We start from the raw sequence: 24789 nt of genomic DNA on the forward strand, positions 1-24789 counted from the left end.
TCATGCACATCGCCCTGTTTCTCTTAAGAAGTTCGTGCTGCAGAATCAGGATTCCATCCCGTCCTCAGTGGTCTCATAATGACTGGTATCGCCGTGAAGCACAATCTCGGGCACACCGTCCGTGATATCGATTCTGCACAGACAGGTAGGATAGATGTAGGGCAGATCCCAGAGCTTGTTCATGGCTCTATCCTCGAAATAAGCCATAAGCACCTTAATCACCACCGTATGCGTCACAATGAGCACCGAGCCGCCTTCGTGGAGGTCTGCGATCTCCCGCAGCTTGCCCAGCGCACGCTCCTGCACCGCTGCAAAGGTCTCACTGCCCTCTACACTGAACTGCTCCGGGTCGCTCCAGAAGAACTGATGCTGCTCCGGATACTGAAGCTGCAGCTCTGCGGTATCACGGCCTTCCCAGACTCCCATGCCGATCTCCTTGAATTCATCGCAGGCCGTAAGCGGCAAGTCCCGCTCTCCCATGATAATCTCCGCCGTCCGCAGCGCCCGGGGACTAGAGCTCGCGTACACCGCGTCCAGCTCCACCTGCTCCATGCTCCTGCTTAGCCATTCTGCCTGCCGGACGCCCAGCGGCGTAAGCTCTGAATCCTGATGGCCCTGCATCCGCTTCTGCACATTCCATTCGGTCTGCCCGTGCCGGGTAATGTACACCGTTGTTGTAGTCATGAAACTCTGCTCCTCTCAAGACGATAGCTCTCTTGCTCTATCCATAATCAATTACGCCTCTGCACCTCTTACGTACGCTTGCGTTCCAGCCACTTCACCGCGTAATCCACAATCTCCCGCTGCGGAATCAGCTGTGCCGCCGATGCGGCCACCAGGCCGCTGGCAGCAAGCCTGGTCTCCCGGCCAAAGTCCGCGCCCAACTCCGCGAAATCATCCGAGTTCCAGTTGTAATCACTGAATTCCATCCATTGTCTGACTCCGTCCACCATCATCGGCGCTGCAGCCATGACTTCCTGTTTCCCGGCATAGTCTGCCCGGTATTCCGCCAGATGCAGTGAGGTATTATTAAGATTGTCTACGCCAAGCAGCAGCACGCTTCCTCCCAGCTCATAGATCCGGGCCAGCGGAGAATGCTCACCGAAGGCGTACTCCAGGCTATGCCCGTCGATTATGACATCCCGGTGTTTCCCCCAAGCGGCAAAAGAGTCGATCGGATGGCTGCTGCGCCGGACGCCCTGCTGCTTGCGGAAGCAGTCGGGAATCACGCCCATCCCTCTAAGCGGAGTCAGGTCCGGGTCATATGCAGGCATATGCTCCCGGATGCCGGGCCACCAGGCCTCCGGCACCGGCGGTTTGCTCCAGCCTGACGGATCGGTCAGATCCGAGGATTGCGTAGGCATAACGAGCGTCCCTTCTTCACCCAGCACCTTCTCCAGCGCCAGGATAACGGCAACCGGACCACCGGCCACCCACTGTCCCAGTGATTTAAAGGAAGAATGCAGCAGCAGGGTCATTCCTTCATGCACGCCCAGCTTACGGAAGTCGGCGGCAAGTGTATCTACGGTAATCAGTGTTCCTTGTACTTCTTCCATTCCATTGCCTCCAGCCTCTAGCCATCCGTTGTTCATATCTTAAAATTCCTTATCCTCCGTCTGCCCCGAATAACGCTCCATCAGCTGCTTCGCCCGGTATTCACCGGGAGAGATACCCTCCAGCTCCTTAAAGACACGCGCGAATTGCTTGCTGTTCTCAAAACCTACAGCCTCAGAGACCCCGGCCAGCTTGACGGAATGATCAGCCAGCAGCTCCTTGGCGTGGCGGATGCGGACTTTTTTGAGATACAGCACAAAGCTCTCCCCGGTGTACGCCTTGAAGGCTTCACTGAAATATGAATAATTGAGCGAGACATAATTGCTGACCATCGCCATATTCAGCGGACGGGCATAATTCGCTTCGATATACGCCAGCGCTTCTTCCATATCCGCATGCTCGGTATGCGCAGATCTTATACCTATAATATAATCGTTCACGCTAAGGAGCAAATGCTCCAGTGCCCGGTAATAGTCATGGAAATTGCTGAAATTATACAAGTTGCCGACCGCGCGGTACAGCTTCAGCACTTCCACCGAAGCCTCTCCATGCACACGGAACACTTCATCCAGCACCCGTTCATTAATACTCCGCCCTACATTCTCCAGGTAATCCAAATCCAGATGCAGCAAATGGTCCGTCTGAAAAATAACACCAAGCAGCGTCTTAATCTCCTTCTCCCGCTCGGTTCCCAGCATATTAAGCAGCTTGCGCAGCTCCTCCTCCGGGGAAGGGAAGCTCAGGCGCCCGGCGCGGATATCCTTATAGTCGACAAAACTGGCCTGCGGGGACAAAAAAGTATACTGCAGCGCCCGGTACGCCTCCATGTAACAGGCACGGAACTGCTCCGGACTCCGGCTCTCACTGCTGATGCCGATGAGCAGCCGCTTAAGTTCTTTGGCATCAGCCTTACCGGCCAGCTCCAGGAAGCTCTCCACATTCCCCACAAGTACAAGCTTCCCGTCCCAATCGGTCAGAATCTCCGTGAATTTATGCTCCAGCGGTCCGATCAGCCGCTCCAGCACGCCCTGGACCTCTCCGTGATTCATCCGCGCGCCGTCCCGGTGATAATAATTGACTACGCCTACTGTAAAAGGAATCTGCAGCGTCGACAGCTCCTCCAGCTGTGCCGCCGATGCTTCTGTCTCCCGCTGCATCAAAAGCCCCCGCAGGCGGGCAACCCGCAGCTCGCGGCGGTAGCCTTCCGCCTCCTGCTTCTGCCGCAGGCTGCTCGACTGGCGGTCCATTCCCTCCTTGCCGATCCGTTCGAGAATCTCGAACAGCTCCTCGCGGCGGATCGGCTTCAGCAGATAATCCTTCACGCGGTAGCGGATCGCGCTTTTGGCATATTCGAAATCATCATGGCCGCTTAAGATAATGACAGCAGGCGGCTCCTCCTTGCCTGCTTCCACCGACAACCGTTCCAGCAGCGTGATCCCGTCCATAATCGGCATCCGGATATCCGTAATAATGACATCCTTCCGCTCCTGCTTGTACAGCTCCAGCGCTTCCGCACCGTTGCCCGCCATCGTGATGCTGTAGACAGACGGATATTCCCGTTCGATCATCGCCTTCAGACCTTGACGGATCATTTTTTCATCATCCACGATCAGCAGATTGGTCATAGCTAGTTATCCCCCGTCAATAGAACTTTGGGCAGTGACATGAACACAGTTGTCCATTTCCCTGCTTCACTCTGCACTTCCAGCCCGTAGGCTTCACCGTAGAACAGCTGCAGACGCTGATGCACATTGCGCAGTCCGACGCCTCCCGACTTATACCCGCCGCTGCTGGTTCCCGAAGGGTCAGCCCCCGGTTCCTCCTTGGCATAAATCGCCTCATGCAGCTGGGTCAGCTGCTGCGGTGTCAGCCCGAGGCCATTATCGCGCAGCGAGATGAAGATATCCCCCTCGGCCTCCGTAATATCGATCCGCACAACACGGTCCGTGAGCTCTATCCCGTCCGCATTCCAGGCATGCTTCACACTGTTCTCAACAATCGGCTGCAGCGACATTTTGAGCACCTCCACTTCCAGATAAGCGCTGTCAATATTAAGCTCCAGCCCAATGGTATGCTCGAATCTTATATTCATAACCTCTATATAGTTCTGAATATGGCGGATCTCGTCTTTCAGCTTCACGTATTCACCCGTCCATTTGAAATTATAGCGCATCATGCCGCCAAGCCGGGTAAGCGCATCCGAGATCGTCCGCTGATTCTCAATCTCCGCCAGCATTTTGATATTCTCCAGTGTATTGTAGAGGAAGTGGGCATCAATCTGATTATGCAGCGTCCGCAGCTCAGCTTCCTTCGACAGCGCCTGTTTATGGACAGCCTGAGCCACCAGCGTATTAATTGTGTTCATCAGCTTGGAGAAATGATGGGCAAGCTCGCCGACCTCGCCGCCTCCGCTGACGCGGATACTTCCATATGGCTCTCCCCGGCGGACTCTCTTCATCGTTTCGGTCAGCCGGCGGAGATTCTTCAGGATGAATGCATTCAGCACGTAAGCAATGGCAGTGACCAGGAAGATGAAGCCGATATTAACCCCGATAATCAGATTACGGGTACGCGAAATATCCATCATTACACCTTTCATCGAGACCACAGTAACCAGAGAAGCATTGATCTGCTCCAGCGGCGCCTGAATCAGCATGAAGGAATTCCCGTTCTCCTTATAATCCATCACCCATTTACCGGTCTTCACGAATTCTGCCAGCCGGTCTTTAATTGCCGCAGTCAGCCCCTTATTATTCTCCAGAAAAGAGTTGTCTGTCCTGGTGAACAGGTTCAGCTCATCATCCGCAAGAATCATCTGGGATTCATTATCCTGCACCGAGGTATACGTCTTAGGTGTGAATTTACTCAGCAGCATATCTACCTGAACCATCCCGATGTGATTGCCCGCCGGAATGCTGATCTCCCGCAGCACCGATACCTTCGGTTGCCCCTGCTCTGTTTCCCCCGAGAAGCGCTTCATCAGATCGATATCCGAGTTCTGAAAGGACCACAGATTCCGTAATCCTTCCAGCTCCAATGCCTTCTGAAACCAGGGCTCCATGGAGACCCGGGACTCACGGAAAATAACCGGCCACATCTCATATACATTTTTACTGCTGGAATACAGGTACAAATGCTCAATATTCGGATTATTGAACTGGATCTGGCTGAGGTTCATGAAGCTGGTTGTGTTGTAATCAATCAGCTCTCCGAGTGTAGGATCACTTTCGCTGATCAGATACTCCCGGGTGATTTTATCACTATACGCCATCTGGAGCGCCCGCTCCATCGCCTCAATCTGATTGAGTACATGCAGCTTCTCCATCTGCAGCAGATAGTCGTTTTTCTCGATCGCATCCTGCATATACGTATTGTTAATGGCCTTGTACGAATAGAAGGACACCAGCAGACTGGGTCCCAGAATAATAAAGATATAAGCCACAACCAGCCGGCTTTGCAGTGATCTCCGTCCGAGCCAATAACGGAAGGAATTCCATAATGCTCCTGTTCGTTTGCGCATATTCACCTCTCCGTTAATGGCTGGAGCCTTGTAGATCCCGTTACTAGAAAATAACCCAAAAGCCCGCGGTTAGCGGGCAATTGGGTCTTATATTGGAGACTACATTCCGAGTTTTTTCTTGTTCTCATCATATTTAGTCTGGCGGTATGCATCGAAGGTCGCTTGACCTTCCTTCTCTTTTTTAGTGAGATATTCAGACCAGATCTTATCGAATTCCGCATCGGATTCAGCCATCAGCAGCTTCGGCATGGTTTTGCCGCGCAGCTGTTTCAGCTTGGTCGCGATGATGCCTTCCGGCGAGTTACCGCTAGGATCAATCAGCTGGAATTCCGAAGTATTAATAGATTTCCCGCGGGTCCAGTCTTCCAGTTGTTTGAACGGCTCAACGGATTTTGGTGCCCATTGGTCAGTAATATTCGTATTTTGCATCATCCAGAAGGTGAACGAAGAGCCGTATTGCTTATCAAAGGCTGCACGGTCCGAGTTCATCAGCTTAAGGGCTTCAGGAAGGAATTGGTCCTTGCCCTCAATTGTATCATAGCTGACCCCTTTTTCGCCCAGGAAAAGATCCTTTTGGCCTTCTTCACTGTTCAGGTAGCTGAGGAATTTAATGGCGCGTGCTTTATCCTTAACATCCTTGGAGATCAGGGTAACGGTCCAGCCGGAGATCCCAGGGCCATTCAGTGTAGGCTGATCCAGTTTGGTGTTGGCTGGTCCATCTACAGCAATGTAGACCATATCAGGATTCTTCTGGAAAATAGTTCCTTGCTGGGAAGCAAAGTCTGTACGTTGATACAGCATTGCGAAGTAGCGTCCCTGTACGATCTTTTCTTCCATTTGTGCCCGTTTGTCAATGAAGATATCTTTTGCAAGCAATCCGTCCTGGTTAGCCTGGCGGAGTGTTTTCATCCAGCGTACATATTCAGGATCGGTTTCACGGTCATATACCTTGCCGTCTTTTTCCCAAGGAATCGCCAGGAAGTTCTGAATGTAGCCTTCCAGCGAGTCATTGCCGTTCTCAGTGAACTCATGCAGACCCAGCGGAATCAGCGGCTGGCCGTTCACTTCAGGGAATTTCTCCTGTGCTGTCTTCAGCGCAGCGAGGAAGCCTTCAGGGGTACGCATATCCGGACTGCCGATGGCTTCATAAATATCCTTGCGGACTGCGAACGTCTGGTTCGATACATAGGTATCGCCATATTTTTCATAGTCGGCAGGAGAAGAGGAAGAGTTAGGATAGCCGTATACATTGCCGTCCGGCTGAGTGTACCAGCCAAGCTTATCTTTATCGGAAACTTTGTAGAAGTACGGGTCGTATTCATCAGCCAGCTTGTTCAGCGGAAGCACCAATTCGCCTTCTACCATTTTTTTGATGGCATCTTCCCAGTAGCCGAGGGTGATGAAGTCAGGCAGCTTGCCGGAAGCAATCAGCGTGTTCAGCTTCTCATTCTCATTCCCTGCAGGCACGATAAAGTTAACGTTAACGCCGGTCTTCTTCGAAACATATTGCGAAGTTGGATCTACGCCCCATTTGTTGGCAAACCAGGCAAAGTTCAGATACCAGTCGAAGGTGATTGGTGAAGTGTCGCTCATCCAGCCTGGCTCATCGCCTGTTGCTGCCGGAGCTGTCGTTTCTGTTGCATTGGTTGCCGGTGCCTCTGTAGCTTCAGCCGGCTTCTCCGTTGCTGTATTTCCGTTTGCGGCATTATTATTGCTTGAACAACCCGCTGCAGAGAATGTCAGCATTAGTCCCAAGAGCAGCAGGACCATTTTCTTTGGCTTATGTTTCATGCCCATGCTTGTTTACCCCTTTTCTAGAAAATAGTAATTATAAGCTCAACCCCGCTGCCCGCAAGACAATGGGCTCCGGAGGAGTTACCCTGTGGTTCGCAGATGCTCAGCCTTTGATGGAGCCGATCATCATGCCTTTAACGAAATAGCGCTGCAGGAACGGATAGACGAACACGATTGGCAGCGTTGTGACAACCATGGTTGCCAGCTTGATGGACTGTGAGGTTACCGACCTTGTAGCCGCGCTGCCCTGGACAGCAACCATCATCGTATTGGAGCTGGACTGGGCCACGACCCGGAACAGATAGGTCTGAATCGGCTGCAGGTCCACATTGTTCACATAGATGATGCCGGCAAAATAATCATTCCATTGATACACGCCGTGGAACAGCGCGATGGTGGCAATAACCGGCATGGAGACCGGAAGCACGATCCGCAGTAAGATGGACCAGTCATTGGCTCCGTCAATCCGCGCCGCTTCTTCCAGACCATCTGGGATCTCCCGGAAGAAGGTCATGAAGATAATAAGATCGAAGAAGCTGAACATGACAGGAATGATAAAGACCATAAAGTTATCCAGTAAATGCAGATCACGCATCAGCAGGAAGGTTGGGATCAGGCCGCCGTTAAAGAACAATGTAATGGTGCCGATCAGAATGTAGAGCTTGCCGCCAACCAGATCCTTGCGGGACAAGGCATAAGCTACCATCGCTGTAAAGAATACATGCAGAGCCACACCAAGGACTGTCTTGAGTACGGTAACCCCCATCGCCAGCATAATCCCCGGACTTGCAAATACTGCATCGAAGTTCTTCAGTGTGAACATCCGCGGCCACCAGTAGATCCCGCCCAGCATGGCGTCATTGCCGTCATTGAAAGCGTTGACAAGCACATACCAGATCGGATACAGCGTCAGGAAGCAGACGCAGAGCATAACCAGATTATTGACGATATCGAAAATCGCTTCGCCTTTGGTTTTACGTTTAAGAGCAAACATATATAGGTCCTCCTTGTCCTAGAACAGCGACGTGTCGTTGATTTTTTTGGATACCTGATTGGCAATCAGCAGCAGAATCAGTGCAATGACCGCTTTGACCAGGGTGACCGCCGCAGAATAGGAGAAGCGGTTGGAGACAATACCTGTCTGATAGATATAGTAATCAATTACATTGGATGTACTGTCGTTAAGTGAATTCCGCAGCACCAGAATCTGGTCGAAGTTCGAGTTCAGTACACCGCTGACTGCCAGGACGAACAGGATGCTGATCGTGGCCCGGATGGCCGGCAGAGTGACAAACCACATTTTCTGGAAACGTCCTGCGCCGTCAATCGTTGCTGCCTCATACATTTCCGGAGACACGCCGGCAATCGCCGCGAGGTAGATAATCGCTGACCAGCCAAGCTCCTTCCAAATGTCGGAGGTGATGATTATCGTCCAGAAGTAACTCGGTTCAGCCAGGTAAGTGATCGGCTTGTCAATCAGATTGAGGGCAAGCAGAATATTATTGATAATCCCTATATCCGCGAGCCAGGTGGCCAGAATGCCGCCAAGCACAACCCAGGAGAGGAAATGCGGCAGATAGGAGATCGTCTGAATCGTCTTCTTGAATCTGATGGAACGGACCTCATTGAGGAACAGGGCGAATATGATCGGCAGCGGGAACCCGATAAGCAGCTTGATCAAGCTGATCCCCAGCGTGTTGCGGATAACATTCGGCAGATCCTCATCTGCGAACAGTTCCCTGAAATGCTCCAGGCCCACCCAAGGGGCTTCGGCGATCGACTTGACGATATTATATTCCTTGAAAGAAATAATCAAGCCGTAGATCGGGATGTAGTTGAATATGATCATCCACACTACACCAAGCAGTGCCATGGTCTGCAGATGACGCTGGGCTACAAATTTCCTCCAGAGCGTATTTTTGCGAACTGAACCGGTTTCGATTGACGCCGGAATGAGCGGCCCCATTACCGGATTTGGTTTGGTGCTTTGTTTGTTCTCCATCGTATGGACCTCCAAAATCCCCAACTTTAATGTGTGAAGCGTTTTCATCTCTATGTATTTATTGTATGCGTTTTAGTATTTGGGCGTAAGGTCCCAGATTTCGTATTTGGGGGCTCATTTTTCGGCTTGGCTCAAAAACTCAACCGCCATCGGAGATCGGCTGCCGGAAGCGCAGAACTTCCGGCAGCTATTGTCTCCTCCCGCTCCAATCCCCTTCCGCGCTTGCATGGGTAAGTGCTACTCTGCCCGTTTGGGACAAATTCAAAGCTGCCTGTCCCTCGGGGCTGCTCGTTTTGCCTACTTTTAGTGGAATGAGGAGCACTTCTGCTCCTCATTTCAACATATCGCCTACTTCTGGCGGATTTAGAGGGATTTATCCCTTTGATTTGCTCGTTCCCTTCCGCCCACTTCCGGCGGATTTAGAGGGATTTATCCCTCTAATTTGCTCATTCCGCCTACTTCCGGCGGAATCAGAGGGCTTAAGAGCTTCTGCTCCTCATTCCCCGTACCGCCGACAACTGGCGGATTCAAGAGTATCCACCACTAATCCACCTAACCCCGGGCAATCAAAAGGAGGCCCACCGGGCCTCCTTCCTGTACCTTTATTAACTTGAATGAATATATAGATTGAACTTGTATTTTTGCTAATATGGGATTGCCGTGACTCCAAAGAATATTTGGCCCTCCGGCCGCTGTAGTCTACAGATTCCTTGAATTCAACCCGCTGTTTCGCGGTGGAAATCCGCCTGATTATTCCATTACCGCACGGATGGCGGCAATCTCTCCGCGCCGCAATGCCTCGGCATCCCCGCCCCGCAGCAGACCGCCGGCAATCACGCGCTCTTCTCCGCTCCGGAATGCCAGCGTCAGATTCTGAATGACCGCCTTGCTGCCGCCGAAGGTATCGGCATGACGCGGATTATAATACGTCACTTCTGTACTGCCCAGCAGGGTGAAGGACAGGTTACCCTGCTCATCGAACAGCCAGCCGGGAAGTGCCGGATTCAGCTGCAGCGTTAACTCGCCGTCTTCCACAGAGAACAGCCGGCTGCCGGCCATCATCGTTCTCCACATGCTCAGGAACTCCGCCGTTGAGCCGCTCAGCCGGGCAACAAACCCCCTGCCATGCGTTGCAGGATCGGGATTGCCGCCTGTTGAGATGAACGAGGAATTCTCCAGTGTACTGCGACCGTAGACCTCAGGGTCAAGGAACGGAATCAGCGAGGTTTTCAGCTCGCTGTAGAATTCGTCGTACAGCCCCGCCTTCAGCAGCTCAAGCAAATATTTGTACGACATGTGCAGGAAGTTGGACTCCCGCTCCTGCCAGCCCGGTGTGAAGGCCCGGATGCGGCCGATCTCATGCGATTCTTCTTCCAGCGACACTGAAGTCCGGTACATCGATGTAACCGGATCAAAGAGCCCGCTCTGTTTCACTTTGCTGTAGATTCCCTTGGCGGTTTCCTTGCTGTCCAGCGTTTTGAGCCAGCGGGCAGGACCTTCCAGGAAATACGGCAGGGCAGTAGCTTCGAACTCTTCGACCAGAGCCTTCGGCAGCCCGTAGCCGCTGATGACCGGCTCTCCGGCTTCATCCGTTACAGGCTGGAACCGTGTTGCCTCGAAGCGGAAATAGGTCGGAACCAGTCCGCCGCCAATTCCTACCGCACGCTCAATCCCCTTATCCACCTTACGCAGCCATTTGCCCAGTGCCCCGCGGATGACCGCAAGGGAAATTTCGGCGGTCTCGCCTGTAATTCCGAAGCGGATCTCTGCCCGGTAAGCCTCGCGCGCTGAAGCCACGCGGTCCCAATACGGGAATTGGGCCAGTGAACCGTCAAGCACTTCAGTTACAGCACGGTTCACCTGCTCAAGCAGCGAAGCCATCTCTAACGGAAGCGCTACTGTTGAAGGAATATTCGCGCCGCTCTCCAGAGCATCCAGCATGAACACAAGCATCCGCTTGAGTTCAAAGGTCTCGCTCATTCCGGAGCCGACCAGTCCCGGCAGTCCGTTCATAGCATCATTCCAGCCCGGCTTGTTGCCTTCCATCTCTACCCCCATCCCGTAAGGATCAAGCGTGGCAAATTTGTTCATGGCAAGCGACAGCATCTTCACAAACAGGCTGGTCCGGTAGATCTCCCCGTGCCCGCCTTGTGTGCGCAGCCACTGGGTATCGCTGGCCTTGCGCTTCAGCTTGTGCAGCTTCTCTTCATCCTCCAGCAGCGCCCCGAATTGCCGCACCTGCCCGCTGCTGATTACATATTTCTCGCTGCGCGGCAGCACATAAGCCGGGCTGTCATAGAACGTATAAGTCTCGTCCCCGAACAGCAGCGCCTCCTGCCGTTCCGGATAAATATCCAGATAACCTTCCACCAGATCAAGATTGTAGGTCCAGTGATCGGACCAGAAGCCTTCTCCGAAGGCGGCTTCAATGTTCTGCTGCGACAGGGCAAGCACACCGCTGAGGAATTCCTGCTCACTGATGTTCAAAGCAATATTGTGATCCGCAATGTAGTTAATCAGGCTTCCTGGTGTGAAGCGTCCGGCCAGCAGCCGCTCAAATCCGGCATGATGCTCCGCAAGCGCCCCGGCAACCCATGCTTTAAGCTTCTCTCCCTCACCCGGCAGAATTTCAAAGCTGGTACCCTGCACGCTAAGCGGATTATAGCCGTCTGCCTGGATCAGACTGTAGAACATTTTGATGTTGAAGCTGCCCACCTGTGGGTGGAAGAACACATCGCTGCGCCGGTTCTGGTTCATATCACGGAAGTTCCCGTTGCCCTGCGAATAGTATTCAGGCGCCAGCGAGAAGAAGTTGTAATCCCGTTCCATATCGCCATGCTTGCGCGAGTATAGATGTACAACGAAGCCGTCACCGCCGTTATCAAAAATAAACGGATAGCCCCCGCGCAGGAAGTTATCGAGGTAAGACTGGCGGCAATAAGCATCGAACAGCGGCGAGGAGGTATGCGTAGCAATATCCGCCGTTAAATCCTCGGTCAAACTGGCTGCTTCCAGTGCCTTGGCAGCAAAATAATCTTCCCGGCAGAGCTCAGCCGCCCGATGATTGATTCTGGCAATATCATTTACATGTCCAATGATCGTATTCAGCTTCAGCGAAGCTCCCGGTGCAAGTGTTCTGGATACGCCGCTGAAGCCGCACGGCACCTTGTTGGCCGGATATTGGGCCTGTGCAAGCAGCTCCGCCAGCGGAAGCTTCGCGAAGCGGTCCGGATACGTCAGCGAAGTATTGCCGCCGAAGATTACTTCATAATCTACGACCGGATACAGCTGTTCTCCTTCCGTTGTGGAGGAGAGATAGAAGTGCCCGCTCTCAATCAGGCTCATTTCCGCATCGTCATTCGTGCTGGAGCGCAGCTTGTAGAACGGAATTCCGTTCTCCAGGTTATACACATCCATCCAGCTGCGCAGCAGGTTCCCCATCTCTTTGTAGCCCCCGTTCGCTACGCCGAAGGGAAGAACCTCCGGAAGACCGTCCAGCAGCTCCAGCTCCAGCTCTGTCCCGCTGATATTCTCGATCTCCACCTGCCGGATCAGCGCGGCATAATCGTCACCCGGCAGGTTGAAGTAGTGGACTGTCGTCTTCAGCCCATGTCCTGCATGTGACTCCTCAATGGTCAGTCCGTTCGGCAGGATCGTCATGATCCGCTTGGCCGCAGGATCAGGGCGTGCCGACTGGAACGGCTCATAGACTTCTGCTGTACCCTTCAGCTTGATGAAGGTGCGGAATCCGGTGGAAGCTACATTCTTATACGAAATATTGGCCGGAGAGAACTCCATAATCGGCGAATTTTTGTCCCGTATTCCGAAGCTGCTGATTCCTTGCCCCCGGTTCACGTAGAACGTCCACATCGGGATCCCCTTCAATCCGGCCAGTCCGGGCAGGAAGCTGGCGAACGGTTTGCCTTCGTGGAACTGCTCTATGACAAATTTACCTGAATCGAAATAATAATTACTCATAGTTACTCCTCCTAAAAATATCAGTGTACGCTTACGAGGCTTCGCTTCAGCTATTGAGCTGTAAGCCTCGGCATTAGGCTGAACTCTCTGTATGATTGCAAATCCTGGGTGATTGTACTTTATGCATTAGAATTTGTGTTATTGCACCCCCGAGCAGCCTTCTGTTGTATTTCATACAATAGATTTCAGGATTTTCGCCTAAAAATGCCTCTTCCGCAGGATTCTAATGCACATAGTGCAATTGATCGCTAGTTTCGGCGGAGATAGGAGCAATCTAGTGTACAAAGTGCAACAGACGGCTAGGGAGGGGCTTGAACTCACTCCGAATCAAACTTTAGCTTACAGCTTCTAACGAGTTTTTCTAACTACTTAACTCCCAGCTTCCGCGCATCTAGCCTACTTACCTGCAAAATCCCACCCTCCACCTCCATACTCCAAGCTTCCCGCATGAGTCAACTCTGCCCGCTCTGCGCTTCCTTTCTTCCCCGTCGCAAGCTTAACCTTGCGAAATCAGATGTGTGGCAATGGAATGTGCAGGCAATGTGCACTCAGCGATTTCACCGCCGAAGCCAAGCGTCAGGGAGCGTTCTGCTTCGCTTTCGTTCATCAATACAACAGCGATGCTGCCGTCCGGATTGAGGAACGCCGCTGACAGCACGCCTTCCGCAGCCGACTGCAGCCCGATCCGCACAGCACCCGGTGCAATGAATTTGCTGAAATGCCCGATATAATAATACGAGCTGTTATAGTGGACCTCGTCCGTAGCCGTATCCGCAATCACCGGAGCATCGCAGAGATTCCCCACGTGGTTCGGTCCGCCCGTCTCATCCAGCACCAGATTCCAGTCCAGATAGCCCTCTGTCCAGGCATTCAGATCGCCGATCATATTCCGGCCGTAGCGCTCACCCGTGAACCATTCCCCCAGACGCACGCCGCCTTCCTGGCAGCCTTCGGTGAAGAGCACATGCTTATCCGGGAAAAGCTCATGCACCTTCTCCACCTTGTCGAACTCCTCGCCGCCGTACCAGTGGATTCCGGTTCCCCATACGTACTGCGCTGCTTCCGGATCGGACAGAATCGGAGTCACACGCTCGATCATAATATCGCGGTTATGGTCCCAGATGACGATATTCACATCGTCCATTCCGGCTTCGCGCATTACCGGGCCGAGGTGGTTTTTGACGAAATCGCGCTCTTCCTCGGCACTATATACACAAGAGTCCCATACTTGCACTGCTGCCGGCTCGTTCTGCACGGATACTGCCCAGACCGGAATTCCCTCCTTGCGGTAAGCCTCGATGAATTTGGTATAATAGCGCGCCCAGACTGCAGCATATTCCGGCTTCAGCGAACCGCCGTTATTCATCTCCCCGTTCGTTTTCATCCAGGCCGGCGGGCTCCAAGGTGAAGCCAGCATCGTGAAGGGTCCGCCTTTGACCTCCATAGCATCCTTAATGAGCGGCAGGACCCACTGGTGATCATGCGAAATATCGAAGGTCGCAAGCTCCGTATCCTCATCCTGCACATAGGTATAGTTGCCGAGCGCGAAGTCACAGCTATGAATATGCACGCGGCCCATAGTGTAATTCAGCCCATCCACCGGGTGAAAATAACGCCGGATGACCTCTGCCCGTTTCTCCGGACTCATCCGGGATAAGGTATACGCAGCCGCTTCAGTGAAAGCGCCGCCAAAACCAATGATTGTTTGAAACTCCTGCTCCGGCTGCAGCAGTATATCTGCTGTTGTACCAGGGGTTGCTGCTTTGAACTGAATACCTTCTTTGGAACTCAGACGATCCTCTGTGTCTTTGGCGGTTACTACGGTTTGAACGGTTGTCATGTTGATTCACTCCTTCATCATTTGAACTCGAAATAAAAACGAAAAAATCGAAACCGGTTTCGATTTTGCTGAAAAAAAATGCATTCCGGTTGAACGCACTTTTATCTCTTCCCCGGCGGGGCACAGGAATCCCTGACGATGATCTCTACAGGCAGAACCAGCGCCTCCTGATTTGTACGCGGGCCGTTCATCGAAGCCAGCAAAAGCTCCGCCGCCCGGGTACCCAGCAGCTCCGTGTTCTGGCGGACGGTGGTCAGTGCAGGGGTAACATATCCCGCAAGCTCAATATCATCATAACCCATGACTGAAATATCCTCCGGTACAGACAGGCCCTGATCCTTGGCAGCCATCACGGCACCCAGTGCAAGCAAGTCACCTGAAGCAAACACAGCCGTCGGCCGTTCCGGCAGCTCAAGCAAAGACTTCATTGCGCCGTAGCCGTTCTCCAGAGAGTAGAATGCTCCCTCGGCAACATATTCGTCCGGTACCTCAAGCCCCTGCTGCTCCATTGCCGCTCTGTACCCCAGCTCCCGCTGTTTCCCCGGATAGGTGTTCTCTCCGCCGGAAATATGGGCAATTCTGCTGTGTCCGAGCGATACCAGATATTCCACTGCCTGCAGCGCACCGGTCATATTATCCGAGCAGACCGTATGCGACAACGCCGTTTCGAAATCGAGAATCACTGTAGGGATATCACTCTCCAGAAGCTCCCGGAAATACGGGTCTTCATAATCAGAGAGGAACACTACAACCCCATCGACTCCGCGAATCCGGCAGTTCTCCAGATATCCGCTCTGCTTACCGCCGACATCCTTCGAGATAAACATGAGGGCGTAACCCTTGGCTACGGCAACCTGCTTGAAGCTCTCAATAACCGCACTGAAGAAAGGATGGCGGATACCCGCTCCCGTATTCTCCACAAACAGCACACCGATCGTCCAGGATTTCTTGGTCGTCAGTGTACGCGCATGCGCATTAGGAAGATATCCCATTTCCTGGGCGGTACGCAGTATTTCCTGCCGCGTCTTCTCCCGCACGTCAGAGTAGTTATTGAACGCCTTGGATACCGTGGTTGGTGAATAGCCGGTTCTTTTGGCAATATCGTATATGGTAGTCACTTCCGGTTCACTCCCGCGGCCCAAATGAAAGCCCTTTTATGTTCACTGTCATTCTAACTTCTTTCAGAACGGCCGTCCAGCATAAAATATCTCTGTACCGCAGGCAGCAGCGTAACGATCTGAACCAGCATGCCCAGAGACATGTAGAAAACATGAACAATACTGACTGTATCCATCATATACGTCTGCACCATAATCCAGATAATCTGCCCAAAGCCGATATAAAGCGAGAAGCTCCATGCTGCATGCAGCGCCTTAAACGGGGTCAGCGCATAGGCCCAAGACCACTGAGGCTGATTGAAAAGACCATAGAGCACCATTAGCGGCAGCAGCCCAAAAATGACCAGCAGCAGAATGCCGGGAATTGCATAACTGTCAAACGGAGATCTCTCCAGTACGGACGCCGGCATTCCAATCATTTCACCACTGGGATCGGCGAGCAGGACCAGCCCTCCGGCGACAGCTCCAAGGCCTAAGAATGCCTGAAGCACAAACAGCAGTCTTACGGCCCCGGGCTTTTTTTCACTAACGGTCATTCAGCTTCCCCCTATCTGGTTCATAATTATTGTATTCCAATACAAGCCTCATCATCGATTTACGGCCTTACTTTGCGAGTTTACGGGTTTTTCCTCAAGACTGCGAAGAAGGATGTCACAGCCCTGGAGATTTGCGGCTTTTGGCGCATGCTGTGTGAATACCTGTGCTTTACGCTATACTATTATCAAATCAATGAAATCACATAGCGGTATAACGTAAATAAGTTTCTATTTCAAAATACAGAAGGGATTGGACAGTTGCGGCTGAGGGCCGTCCTGCCAAGTATACTTATGACTGAAACTATTCTTCCTCCATCCAAACAATGTGCCTATTGCCATCAGCTTAAGCCGCTCTCCGAATTCCGCAGACGGACAGGCAAGCGCTCCAAGGGAATCTCCCGGCGCGGAGCCTGCCGGGAATGCCGCAAGCTACGCGAAGCAGGGGCTGCGGCTGCGCCGCCGCGTGCAAGCGCGGCACCCGCACTGCCGGAGCGTCCGACCGGCACGGGGACTGCCAAGCGGGATAAGACACTGGTCTCGATCTCTGCAGCGGGCTCCGGAGCTGCCAAACCGCCTGCTGCCATGGGCCGTCAGCCTTCCTTGCCCGAACGTGCCAAGGAAGGCCGCGGCAGCGCGGGTACCTCCGGCCTCAAGGGCAAGGCCCGTCCGCGCAGTGCTGAAACGGGACGCACGATCCCCCAGCAGCGCGGACCGAAGCCCGATCCGCAGGATGCCTCTGCGCTCATCCCTTCAGGCAAGGGTATGATTCTGATGCGCGGCCACAGCGACAAAGGCCGGCGCTGGCATCAGGAGATCGATCTTGCGCTTGCGGTAACGCTTGTCCGGGAGCATGCCGCAGTTGTCGTGAACCGCCGTACAATCCGCCGCTTATACAGCAATAAGGATTTCCGCGCCTATATTCTGACCCGGGACCAGTATATCTGCTATTTCTGCGGCTTATACGGGGATACCATTGACCATCTGCTGCCCCGTGCCAAGGGCGGGCACACTACGCCGGACAACTGTGTCTGCGCCTGCAATTTATGTAATCAGACCAAGGCCGACCAGTATGTAGAGGAATTCATGGGCCGTTAAGCAGGCTCATGATCCTGTATGCAAATCAAAAAGCGCCTCTTACCCCGGCGGCTGCCCAAGGGACACAGCCGCCCCGGCTCGCGGCGCTTCTTCATTCTTCTGTATATTGCTTAGCCTGTAATGTTCTTGACCCGTCCCACCTGTCCGTCAGTCAGCCGCACTTTGATTCCGTGCGGATGGCGGGGCGAATTGGTCAGGATGTCTTTAACCGCGCCATGTGTGAGTTTGCCGGTCGCCTGATCCTGCTTCAGTACAATATCAACCTGAAGTCCGGGGCGGATATCCGCTCTAACTTGCCCGTTCATGTTCTTCTCCCCTTTCCGGAAGTATCTTATATTCTTGTATATAATCAATTTACTATGATCAATAAGGATGATGACAGCTATGGCCTTTGGCATTAACAGAGCAGAACTAGCCCGCTGGAAACAAGCGGTCTCCGCTGGTGAAATCGCGTTCCTTACGCATTACTGGCTGGACAAGCGGTTTCCTGACATCACCACAGTGACCAAGGTCGGGTGCAGTGATCTCCCCCGCCTGAGGGAGTGGTGCAGGAAGAACGGTCTTCCGCCGCAATATATTCATAACCGCCAGCCGTTTCCCCACTTCGACCTGATGGGACCGAAGCAGGAGGAAATCCTCCGGCGTGAGGGGCTGTGGGATCAGCTTGAACGGTTCCGTATGCTATAGCCCCGCAAATAGCCCCGCCCGAAAGCACCCGCAGATTATTTCTTGTTCCGTAAATCTTTCATAATCTTGCGGCCGGTTGGTGTCTGGGCCAGTCCGCCCCCTGCCGTCTCGCGGTGCTTCTCGGGCATAGCGGAGCCTACCTCCAGCATGACCTTGATTACTTCATCGGACGGAATCACACTGCGGACACCGGCCAGTGCCATATCGGCCGCAGCAAGCGCCGTGACGGCACCGAAGCCGTTACGGACAATACATGGAATCTCCACAAGTCCGCCTACCGGATCACAGATCAGTCCCAGTGTATTCTTGAGTGCCAGTCCTACGGCATGCACGGCTTGCGCCGGTGTGCCGCCGCGCATTTCAGTCAAGGCCCCTGCCGCCATCCCGATGGCTGAGCCGACCTCGGCCTGACAGCCGCCTTCCGCTCCCGATACAAAAGAATTGTTGGCAATAACATACCCGATGGCTCCAGCCGCGAACAGGCCGGTAACCATATAGTCATCGTCCCAGCCGAAGCGCTCCTGACAGCTCAGGAACACCCCGGGAATGATTCCGCAGGAGCCTGCGGTCGGCGTAGCGATAATCCGTCCCATGGAAGCATTCACTTCCGAAACCGCAAGAGCATACGCCATGGCCTGGCCGGCAGGACCGCCAAGGCAAGGTTCATCCGCTGCATTGTAAGCAGCCACACGCTGGGCGTCAAGTCCTGTCAGACCGCTGCGTGAGGTGGTGTCTTCATGCATGCCGCGGTGCACCGCTTCCTTCATAACGCCGTAATACTGGCTCATGGTAGCGAACTCCTGCTCCTTGGAACGCCCCGACTCCGCGCTCTGCTCCTCAAGCATCAGAGCGCCGATTCCCAGACCCCGCTCTTCACATAATACAGCCAGCTGGCTGAGTGTTTGAAAATTCATGATGTAATGTCCTTTCCTTTCTGCACATGTGCCTGTTCATTCAAATCGACGACTTTCACGGACTTCACAGCCGGCAGCGCCCGCAAATTACGCAGCAGCTCCGGTGTAGCGGCTTCATCCAGCTCCAGCACCGTCAAGGCTGCTCCGCTGCGGTTCTTGCGGTCCAGCGACATATGTCCAATATTGCACTGGCCCTGCCGCATTACATCCGTAACGCTGGCAAGTACGCCCAGATAGTCCATATGATTAATCAGCACGGTTGGATACATGCCGGTAAGCTTCACGCCGAACCCGTCAATATCAACAATTTCGATATTGCCGCCGCCGATCGAAATCCCGGTAAGCGTCAGCTCTGTGCCGCTCTCGCTGCCGGTAAGCCGCAAGCGGACCGTATTGGGATGGGGGAACAAGCCCGTTCCCTGACCGAAGGAAATCTCCATTCCGGCTTCGGCCGCAAGCTCTATGGAATCCGGCAGCCGGTGGTCATCGGTGGTAAAGTCCAGCAGACCTCCGGCAATAGCCCGGTCTGTTCCATGTCCCTGATACGTGGCCGCAAAAGAACCGAAGAACGTGACTTCTGCCGTACGCGGCATTTCACCAAGCACCTGGCGTGCCGCTCTGCCGATCCGCGCCGCCCCCGCTGTATGCGAACTGGAAGGTCCGACCATCGCCGGACCGATAATTGAGAATACATCTTTAAACCGCATCGCTCAGGTCTCCCGCTATTAAAATTCGACATTGCACATAGAATAGTGCAAGTCATTTGTAAAGCTCCTATATATTATACTGCGTCCGCACAAAAGCTACACTATTACATTGTTTGTGACCTATCAGCTGTTCCGCGAGAACAGCACAAGGCCATCCCGCTCCTGCCAGCCGGTGCCTGACCAGAAGCTGCGGCCCAGAGCGTTATGCCCGATGACCATCAGATGGCATTTACTGATGCCTTCCTCCCGCAGTCTCTCCAGGCAGCGCGTGACCATCTCACGCCCGGCACCCTTACCCCGGCTGCTGCTGCTGACAGCCACATGATACATATATCCTCTACGCCCGTCATGTCCGCACACCGCTGTACCCGCAAGTGTACCGTCCTCATCCACACACACCTGGCTGATTCCCGGATTACGCTCCAGATAACGGATAATTTCCCCGCGCGAGTCCGCTTCACTAAGACCCATCCCGTCCGTATTCTTCCATAATTGATAAGCTGCCTCGTAATCATCGGCTGTCATTGGTCTGTATAGCATTAGTTATTCTCTCCATTTCTAAGTTTTTAGTATGTAAAGTTAAGACCGTCTTAAGGATCACCCAGAAGAGGACTGCGGCGCACGCTTTTCTGGGCGCATGCATACCAATATACGGAGAGCCAACAGGCAAGGAGGAGTATCGCCCGATGAATCCCGTTTACCCCTATTACGGAGAAAAGACGGTATGCCGCGTGCAGCCTATCGCCTTCCCCCCACAGCACCAGGACCGCCAGCCGGGTCTGGAGAGTCTGATGAATCCGCGTCCGATTAGCGAGAATCCCGAGAGCAGCAGCGGCAGGCTCAAAGGAAAGGTTGCCCTGATTACCGGCGGAGACAGCGGCATTGGAAGAGCAGCCGCCATCGCTTTTGCCAAAGAAGGAGCAGATATTGCCATCGCTTACTTGGACGAAGCTTCTGATGCCGCAGCCACGCAGCACCGGATAGAAGAGCTTGGACGCCGCTGCCTGCGGATTGAGACGGATCTGCGCTATAAAGAGTGCTGCTTCGAAGCGGTGGAGCACACCGTGCGGACCTTCGGCAAGCTGGACATTCTGGTGAATAACCACGGCGTCCAATATCCGCAGAAGAGCATTCTGGATATCACAGAGGAGCAGCTGTACCAGACCTACCGCACCAATATCTTCCCTTTCTTCTTCCTGACCCAGGCCGCACTCCCGCATCTGCACAAAGGAAGCTGCATTATTAACACCGCCTCCATTACCGCTTACCAGGGCAACAAGGAGCTCATTGACTATTCCTCCACCAAAGGCGCCGTTGTCTCCTTCACCCGCTCCCTGGCTCTTTCACTGGCGGACAGCGGCATCCGTGTCAACAGTGTGGCTCCCGGTCCGGTATGGACACCGCTGATTCCTTCCAGCTATTCCGCTGAAGAGGTCAGTGTATTCGGCACAGACACCCCATTCAAGCGGGCGGCACAGCCCTATGAGCTGGCAGGAGCCTATGTCTATCTGGCCAGCCCTGATGCTTCCTATGTAACAGGCACCTGTATTCATGTTAACGGAGGGGACATGGTTACAAGCTGATTCATGCTCCGGATTCGTCCGGTCATTCCGGCCGTGCTCTTCACCCACCCCGAAAGGATGTTAAGCGATGACCACACATAAGGATTATGATCTGCCTTCTGTCCGCCTGACTGCGGGCATGTACGCACTGACCAAGCTGTCGGCCGCCGGACTGACCTTTATTCTCGTTTCCCTGTTTATGCTCGGCCATGGATACGAAGGCGGAGTGCCGGATGGCTGGCCGGTATCGGTGCCGTATGCCATTTACGCTTACGGCTTACCGGCAGCGATACTTGCCGATGCCCTGCTGCGCATGTTCCGGTCCACTTCGCTCAGTCCGGCCCTGGTGTTATACGCCGTAGCCGGGTTTGGAGCCGGCCTGTGGCTGGCTTCTGAGCAGGGCGGTGACGCAATGACCAGCGGTCTTGCCGGACTTGTAGTGCTGCTGTTGTTCCGGTTCGCCCAGATTGCCGGTGAACGCTTCCCGCTCCTGCTTCCCTTCTTCGCCTTGTTTATCCCGCTGCTCTGCCTGGTCTTGTTCTGATACAGTGCCGCCGCTGGCAGAGCCGTAATACTAAATCATTCAGGGCAGAGCAGTGCTACCCTTAGACTAGCATGGGCGCAGCAGAAGCGGCAGAATCACGGGTATGTTGTATATCTAATGAGCCGCAGCAGCTCCGGAGTTACGATTCACAGCGCCTCAATAATATCCCCGGCGATCAAGGCCGCCGGGTTATCCCGTTTCCGGGCGGCACGTTCTCCGGCCAGCCCGTGGAGATAGACCCCAAAGGCTGCCGCTTGTGCAGCATCCAGGCCCTGGGCCAGCAGGCCGGAGATGATTCCGGTCAGCACATCACCCGCGCCACCGGTTCCCATACCCGGATGACCCGTGATGTTCACATAAGCCTGTCCTTCGGGCGTTGCTATGACTGTATGGGCTCCCTTGAGCACCAGGATTACGCCATGCGCTGCGGCATAAGACAGCGCCAGTCCGATCCGGTCACGCTGCACCTGGGCTGTAGAAGTCCCTGCCAGCCGGGCCATCTCCCCGGGATGCGGGGTCAGAATTACCGGATGGCGGCGGCTCCAGGACCCGTAATCGGCATCCGCCAGTATATTCAGTGCATCCGCATCGATAATCAGGGGAGAATCCGTCTCCTCCCAAAGCCTGCGGAGCCAATCCGTATCTCCTTCGAACCGGCCAAGACCGGGTCCGACAGCCATACAATCGCGGCTTCCGCTTAGCTGCAGCACTTCAGCCGCCGTACCGGCATTCCATTCCCCGTCGCCGCCGGATACCGGGGCCAGCATCAGCTCGGGTGCGCAGCCGATCACATAGGGCAGCAGTTTATCCGGCAGCGCCCACGTCACCAGCCCGCAGCCGGCGCGCAGCGCAGCGCGGGCGCACAGCAGGCCGGCGCCGCTCATGCGCAGGCTTCCTGCGGCCAGCAGGACATGCCCGTAAGTGCCCTTGTGGCCTTCGGGCGAACGGCGGCGCGACACGTCGACCTGCAGACGTGTCCGCAGCACTTCCGGCGTCAGCAGGCTGACCGGGACGCCGCTCTCACGCGCCAGGGCAGCGGGGATGCCGATGGAGCGGACCACCACCTGCCCGGCTGCTCCGGCGCCGGGATACTGCAGCAGCCCGCGTTTGAGGAACGCGAGGCAGACGGTCACCGACGCATGAATGCAGGGCTCATGCGTCTCGCCCGTGTCCGCGTCCAGACCGCTGGGGATGTCCGCGGACACAATAAGCCTGCCGCTGGCGTTCGCAGCGGCAATCAGCTCCGCATAGGCACCGCGCGGGGCTCCCGCGCTGCCTGTGCCGAGCAGCGCATCTATGATGCCGCTGCATGCGGCAAGGTCCACAGCATCCCTGCCGTAGACTACGGCAGGGATGCCCATGGCTGCAGCGGCATCCCGCTGCAGCGCGGCTTCGCCGGCCAGCGACTCCGGCGCGGCCGCGTACACCAGCGTGACGGCGATGCCGGCCTCACGCAGGTGCCTGGCGGCGGCGAGCCCGTCGCCGCCGTTGTTGCCTTTGCCGGCGAGGACGAGCCAGTGCTCGCCGCCGGCAGCGGTAAGCGTCAGCGCCGGGTCGGCGCTGACCGAGAAGCCCGGCGGCTGGATCGCCGGCCCGCCGGCCGCATAGCTCTGCGTTCCTCCGCCCATGGCTCCTGCCCCGTAGCTCTGCATTCCTCCGCCCACGCCGCCCACGGCTCCTGCCCCGTAGCTTCGCCCCGCTGCGTCTGCGCTCCCTATGCCGCCCACCGCGCCCGCTCCATAGCTCTGCATTCCTCCGCCCACTCCGCCCACGCCCACGGCTCCTGCCCCGTAGCTTCGCCCCTCTGCGTCTGCGCTCCCTGTGCCGCCCACCGCGCCCGCTCCATAGCTCTGCGTTCCGCCGCCCGCGCCACCCAGGGCTCCTGCCCCGTAGCTTCGCCCCGCTGCGTCTGCGCTCCCTGTGCCGCCGCCCGCGCCTGCCCCGCGCCGCCGGCACAATGCGATGACCTCCTCGGCAATCGCCCGCCCGGCGTTCTCCATCAGTGCAATGGCCGGAATTCCCAGCCGCTCAATCGTCTCGCGGTCGAATGCCCGCATCTCCTCCGCAGTTACCACATCCATAGCCAAGCCCCCCTTTAGTTGCTTCGATTGTACCCAGTACTATAGAATCAAGCAAATTGCAGGCTTTGACGCATCCCCATCCGGCTAAGGTGCCCGGAATGACAGCAAAAAGCCCTCCTGAGCGTTCAAGAGGACGGGCTTTAAGCTTACGAAGCCTGTATTCTAGGCCGCTTTATTTCCTGACAAGCTTAAACTGTAGCTATTAATACCCCACAGTAAAACGGGTCTTGCTGAAATTGCCTTCCTCCAGCTCATCGATAACCGCTACCGCGAAATCCTGGATGCTGATGCTGCTCCGCCCGTTCTCGTCCACAATCAGCCGGTCCAGACCAATCCGGAACTGGCCGGTCCGGCGTCCGGCGATAATGGCAGCAGGCGGACTCAGGTACGTGTAATCCAGCTCTGACCCTCTGTAGATTTCATAGGCATTGGCGTGAGCCGACGCAAGCGGACGGAAGTTCTCCGGGAAATCAGCCGTGTCCATCAGCCACTCCCCCGTTTCCGTCTTCAGGCTGCCTGCCCCGCCAATAACGATCAGGCGCTGGAGCCCGGCCGCACGCATCCCTGTCAGCAGGGAATCCGCCGCCTGCAGCAGATCATTCTCATGCCCCGGCGCCGGTCCAAATGCGCTGATAACCTCTTCATGTCCGTGCAGAACTGCCGTTACCGTGGCCGGGTCCAGCAGGTCGGCTGCAACAACCTTAAGCCGGTCATGCTGAATACTGAAGGCTTCCGGTTTGCGGACGGCAGCGGTAACCTCATGTTTTCTTTTTAACGCTTCTTCTACAATCGCACTTCCGATCTTACCCGATGCACCAAATACTACGATATCCATTCTCTTGTTGCCTCACTTTCGT

The 24789-nt window shown here is 54.9% G+C and carries 21 protein-coding genes; 4 read left to right on the plus strand and 17 right to left on the minus strand.

The window, feature by feature from the left end; translation table 11 throughout:
* Positions 1-45: 45 nt before the first annotated feature.
* The 11 genes from GC101_RS29615 to GC101_RS29665 form a co-directional block, all read right to left on the minus strand.
* Complete coding sequence (locus tag GC101_RS29615; RefSeq protein WP_171720266.1) at positions 46-684, minus strand: histidine phosphatase family protein; 639 nt, start codon at positions 682-684, stop codon at positions 46-48.
* Between the two features lie 68 nt (positions 685-752).
* Entirely contained in the window at positions 753-1556 is an 804-nt protein-coding gene (locus GC101_RS29620; RefSeq protein ID WP_171720267.1) for an AAC(3) family N-acetyltransferase, read from the minus strand.
* 39 nt (positions 1557-1595) lie between these two features.
* Complete coding sequence (locus tag GC101_RS29625) at positions 1596-3179, minus strand: response regulator (protein ID WP_171720268.1); 1584 nt, start codon at positions 3177-3179, stop codon at positions 1596-1598.
* Positions 3180-3181: 2 nt separating this feature from the next.
* Positions 3182-5074, minus strand: a complete 1893-nt coding sequence (locus GC101_RS29630; RefSeq protein WP_246354576.1) for a cache domain-containing sensor histidine kinase — start codon at positions 5072-5074, stop codon at positions 3182-3184.
* A 99-nt stretch (positions 5075-5173) separates the two neighbouring features.
* Positions 5174-6871: a type 2 periplasmic-binding domain-containing protein gene (locus GC101_RS29635; protein ID WP_171720269.1), complete on the minus strand. Its 1698-nt coding sequence runs from the start codon at positions 6869-6871 to the stop codon at positions 5174-5176.
* Positions 6872-6971: 100 nt separating this feature from the next.
* Positions 6972-7862, minus strand: coding sequence for a carbohydrate ABC transporter permease (locus GC101_RS29640; protein ID WP_039309712.1), 891 nt, complete (start codon positions 7860-7862; stop codon positions 6972-6974).
* An 18-nt stretch (positions 7863-7880) separates the two neighbouring features.
* On the minus strand, positions 7881-8870 hold the full coding sequence (locus GC101_RS29645) for an ABC transporter permease (protein ID WP_039309713.1): 990 nt from the start codon (positions 8868-8870) through the stop codon (positions 7881-7883).
* 750 nt (positions 8871-9620) lie between these two features.
* Positions 9621-12848, minus strand: coding sequence for a cellobiose phosphorylase (locus tag GC101_RS29650; RefSeq protein ID WP_171720270.1), 3228 nt, complete (start codon positions 12846-12848; stop codon positions 9621-9623).
* 496 nt (positions 12849-13344) lie between these two features.
* Positions 13345-14688 (minus strand): glycoside hydrolase family 30 protein, encoded by a 1344-nt coding sequence (locus GC101_RS29655; RefSeq protein WP_171720271.1) that lies wholly within the window; start codon positions 14686-14688, stop codon positions 13345-13347.
* 101 nt (positions 14689-14789) lie between these two features.
* Positions 14790-15806, minus strand: a complete 1017-nt coding sequence (locus GC101_RS29660) for a substrate-binding domain-containing protein (protein ID WP_171720272.1) — start codon at positions 15804-15806, stop codon at positions 14790-14792.
* 53 nt (positions 15807-15859) lie between these two features.
* Entirely contained in the window at positions 15860-16342 is a 483-nt protein-coding gene (locus GC101_RS29665) for a hypothetical protein (protein WP_246354577.1), read from the minus strand.
* A gap of 291 nt (positions 16343-16633) precedes the next feature.
* Between GC101_RS29665 and GC101_RS29670 the strand changes: the two genes are divergently transcribed.
* On the plus strand, positions 16634-17437 hold the full coding sequence (locus tag GC101_RS29670; RefSeq protein WP_171720273.1) for an HNH endonuclease: 804 nt from the start codon (positions 16634-16636) through the stop codon (positions 17435-17437).
* Between the two features lie 110 nt (positions 17438-17547).
* Here GC101_RS29670 and GC101_RS29675 read toward each other — a convergent pair whose 3' ends face one another.
* Entirely contained in the window at positions 17548-17742 is a 195-nt protein-coding gene (locus tag GC101_RS29675; protein WP_042133109.1) for a YwbE family protein, read from the minus strand.
* 79 nt (positions 17743-17821) lie between these two features.
* Between GC101_RS29675 and GC101_RS29680 the strand changes: the two genes are divergently transcribed.
* A complete protein-coding gene (locus GC101_RS29680; protein WP_039310552.1) occupies positions 17822-18124 on the plus strand; it encodes a hypothetical protein in 303 nt (100 codons plus the stop codon).
* Between the two features lie 35 nt (positions 18125-18159).
* On the opposite strand, the gene sdaAA is transcribed toward GC101_RS29680, so the two are convergent.
* The 3 genes from sdaAA to GC101_RS29695 form a co-directional block, all read right to left on the minus strand.
* The gene (sdaAA, locus tag GC101_RS29685; protein ID WP_171720274.1) at positions 18160-19038 is read right to left on the minus strand and encodes an L-serine ammonia-lyase, iron-sulfur-dependent, subunit alpha; all 879 of its coding nucleotides are present in this window, start codon (positions 19036-19038) and stop codon (positions 18160-18162) included.
* Entirely contained in the window at positions 19035-19745 is a 711-nt protein-coding gene (sdaAB, locus tag GC101_RS29690; RefSeq protein ID WP_171720275.1) for an L-serine ammonia-lyase, iron-sulfur-dependent subunit beta, read from the minus strand. The genes sdaAA and sdaAB overlap by 4 nt, the downstream gene beginning before the upstream one ends.
* A 123-nt stretch (positions 19746-19868) precedes the next feature.
* A complete protein-coding gene (locus GC101_RS29695) occupies positions 19869-20285 on the minus strand; it encodes a GNAT family N-acetyltransferase (protein WP_039310545.1) in 417 nt (138 codons plus the stop codon).
* A 146-nt stretch (positions 20286-20431) separates the two neighbouring features.
* Here GC101_RS29695 and GC101_RS29700 point away from each other — a divergent pair, with 146 nt between their 5' ends.
* Both GC101_RS29700 and GC101_RS29705 read left to right on the plus strand, forming a co-directional pair.
* The gene (locus GC101_RS29700; RefSeq protein WP_171720276.1) at positions 20432-21328 is read left to right on the plus strand and encodes an SDR family oxidoreductase; all 897 of its coding nucleotides are present in this window, start codon (positions 20432-20434) and stop codon (positions 21326-21328) included.
* 67 nt (positions 21329-21395) lie between these two features.
* Positions 21396-21851 carry a hypothetical protein gene (locus tag GC101_RS29705; protein ID WP_171720277.1) on the plus strand — a complete coding sequence of 152 codons (456 nt, stop codon included), beginning with the start codon at positions 21396-21398 and terminating at the stop codon, positions 21849-21851.
* A 146-nt stretch (positions 21852-21997) separates the two neighbouring features.
* Here GC101_RS29705 and GC101_RS29710 read toward each other — a convergent pair whose 3' ends face one another.
* Positions 21998-23932 (minus strand): NAD(P)H-hydrate dehydratase, encoded by a 1935-nt coding sequence (locus GC101_RS29710; protein WP_171720278.1) that lies wholly within the window; start codon positions 23930-23932, stop codon positions 21998-22000.
* 202 nt (positions 23933-24134) lie between these two features.
* Entirely contained in the window at positions 24135-24767 is a 633-nt protein-coding gene (locus GC101_RS29715) for an NAD(P)-dependent oxidoreductase (RefSeq protein ID WP_171720279.1), read from the minus strand.
* Between the last annotated feature and the right edge of the window lie 22 nt (positions 24768-24789).

It is taken from the genome of Paenibacillus phytohabitans (assembly GCF_013141775.1).
In the GTDB taxonomy this organism is placed as follows: Bacteria; Bacillota; Bacilli; order Paenibacillales; family Paenibacillaceae; genus Paenibacillus_AQ; species Paenibacillus_AQ phytohabitans.

Coding starts and splice junctions, on each gene's coding strand:
- GC101_RS29715 (WP_171720279.1), bottom strand. CDS start 24,767: ATGGATATCGTAGTATTTGGTGCATCGGGTAAGATCGGAAGTGCGATT.
- GC101_RS29695 (WP_039310545.1), bottom strand. CDS start 20,285: ATGCTATACAGACCAATGACAGCCGATGATTACGAGGCAGCTTATCAA.
- sdaAB (WP_171720275.1), bottom strand. CDS start 19,745: ATGCGGTTTAAAGATGTATTCTCAATTATCGGTCCGGCGATGGTCGGA.
- GC101_RS29635 (WP_171720269.1), bottom strand. CDS start 6,871: ATGGGCATGAAACATAAGCCAAAGAAAATGGTCCTGCTGCTCTTGGGA.
- GC101_RS29680 (WP_039310552.1), top strand. CDS start 17,822: ATGGCCTTTGGCATTAACAGAGCAGAACTAGCCCGCTGGAAACAAGCG.
- GC101_RS29675 (WP_042133109.1), bottom strand. CDS start 17,742: ATGAACGGGCAAGTTAGAGCGGATATCCGCCCCGGACTTCAGGTTGAT.
- GC101_RS29650 (WP_171720270.1), bottom strand. CDS start 12,848: ATGAGTAATTATTATTTCGATTCAGGTAAATTTGTCATAGAGCAGTTC.
- GC101_RS29620 (WP_171720267.1), bottom strand. CDS start 1,556: ATGGAAGAAGTACAAGGAACACTGATTACCGTAGATACACTTGCCGCC.
- sdaAA (WP_171720274.1), bottom strand. CDS start 19,038: ATGAATTTTCAAACACTCAGCCAGCTGGCTGTATTATGTGAAGAGCGG.
- GC101_RS29640 (WP_039309712.1), bottom strand. CDS start 7,862: ATGTTTGCTCTTAAACGTAAAACCAAAGGCGAAGCGATTTTCGATATC.
- GC101_RS29705 (WP_171720277.1), top strand. CDS start 21,396: ATGACCACACATAAGGATTATGATCTGCCTTCTGTCCGCCTGACTGCG.
- GC101_RS29630 (WP_246354576.1), bottom strand. CDS start 5,074: ATGCGCAAACGAACAGGAGCATTATGGAATTCCTTCCGTTATTGGCTC.
- GC101_RS29670 (WP_171720273.1), top strand. CDS start 16,634: ATGACTGAAACTATTCTTCCTCCATCCAAACAATGTGCCTATTGCCAT.
- GC101_RS29655 (WP_171720271.1), bottom strand. CDS start 14,688: ATGACAACCGTTCAAACCGTAGTAACCGCCAAAGACACAGAGGATCGT.
- GC101_RS29710 (WP_171720278.1), bottom strand. CDS start 23,932: ATGGATGTGGTAACTGCGGAGGAGATGCGGGCATTCGACCGCGAGACG.
- GC101_RS29700 (WP_171720276.1), top strand. CDS start 20,432: ATGAATCCCGTTTACCCCTATTACGGAGAAAAGACGGTATGCCGCGTG.
- GC101_RS29615 (WP_171720266.1), bottom strand. CDS start 684: ATGACTACAACAACGGTGTACATTACCCGGCACGGGCAGACCGAATGG.
- GC101_RS29625 (WP_171720268.1), bottom strand. CDS start 3,179: ATGACCAATCTGCTGATCGTGGATGATGAAAAAATGATCCGTCAAGGT.
- GC101_RS29645 (WP_039309713.1), bottom strand. CDS start 8,870: ATGGAGAACAAACAAAGCACCAAACCAAATCCGGTAATGGGGCCGCTC.
- GC101_RS29665 (WP_246354577.1), bottom strand. CDS start 16,342: ATGACCGTTAGTGAAAAAAAGCCCGGGGCCGTAAGACTGCTGTTTGTG.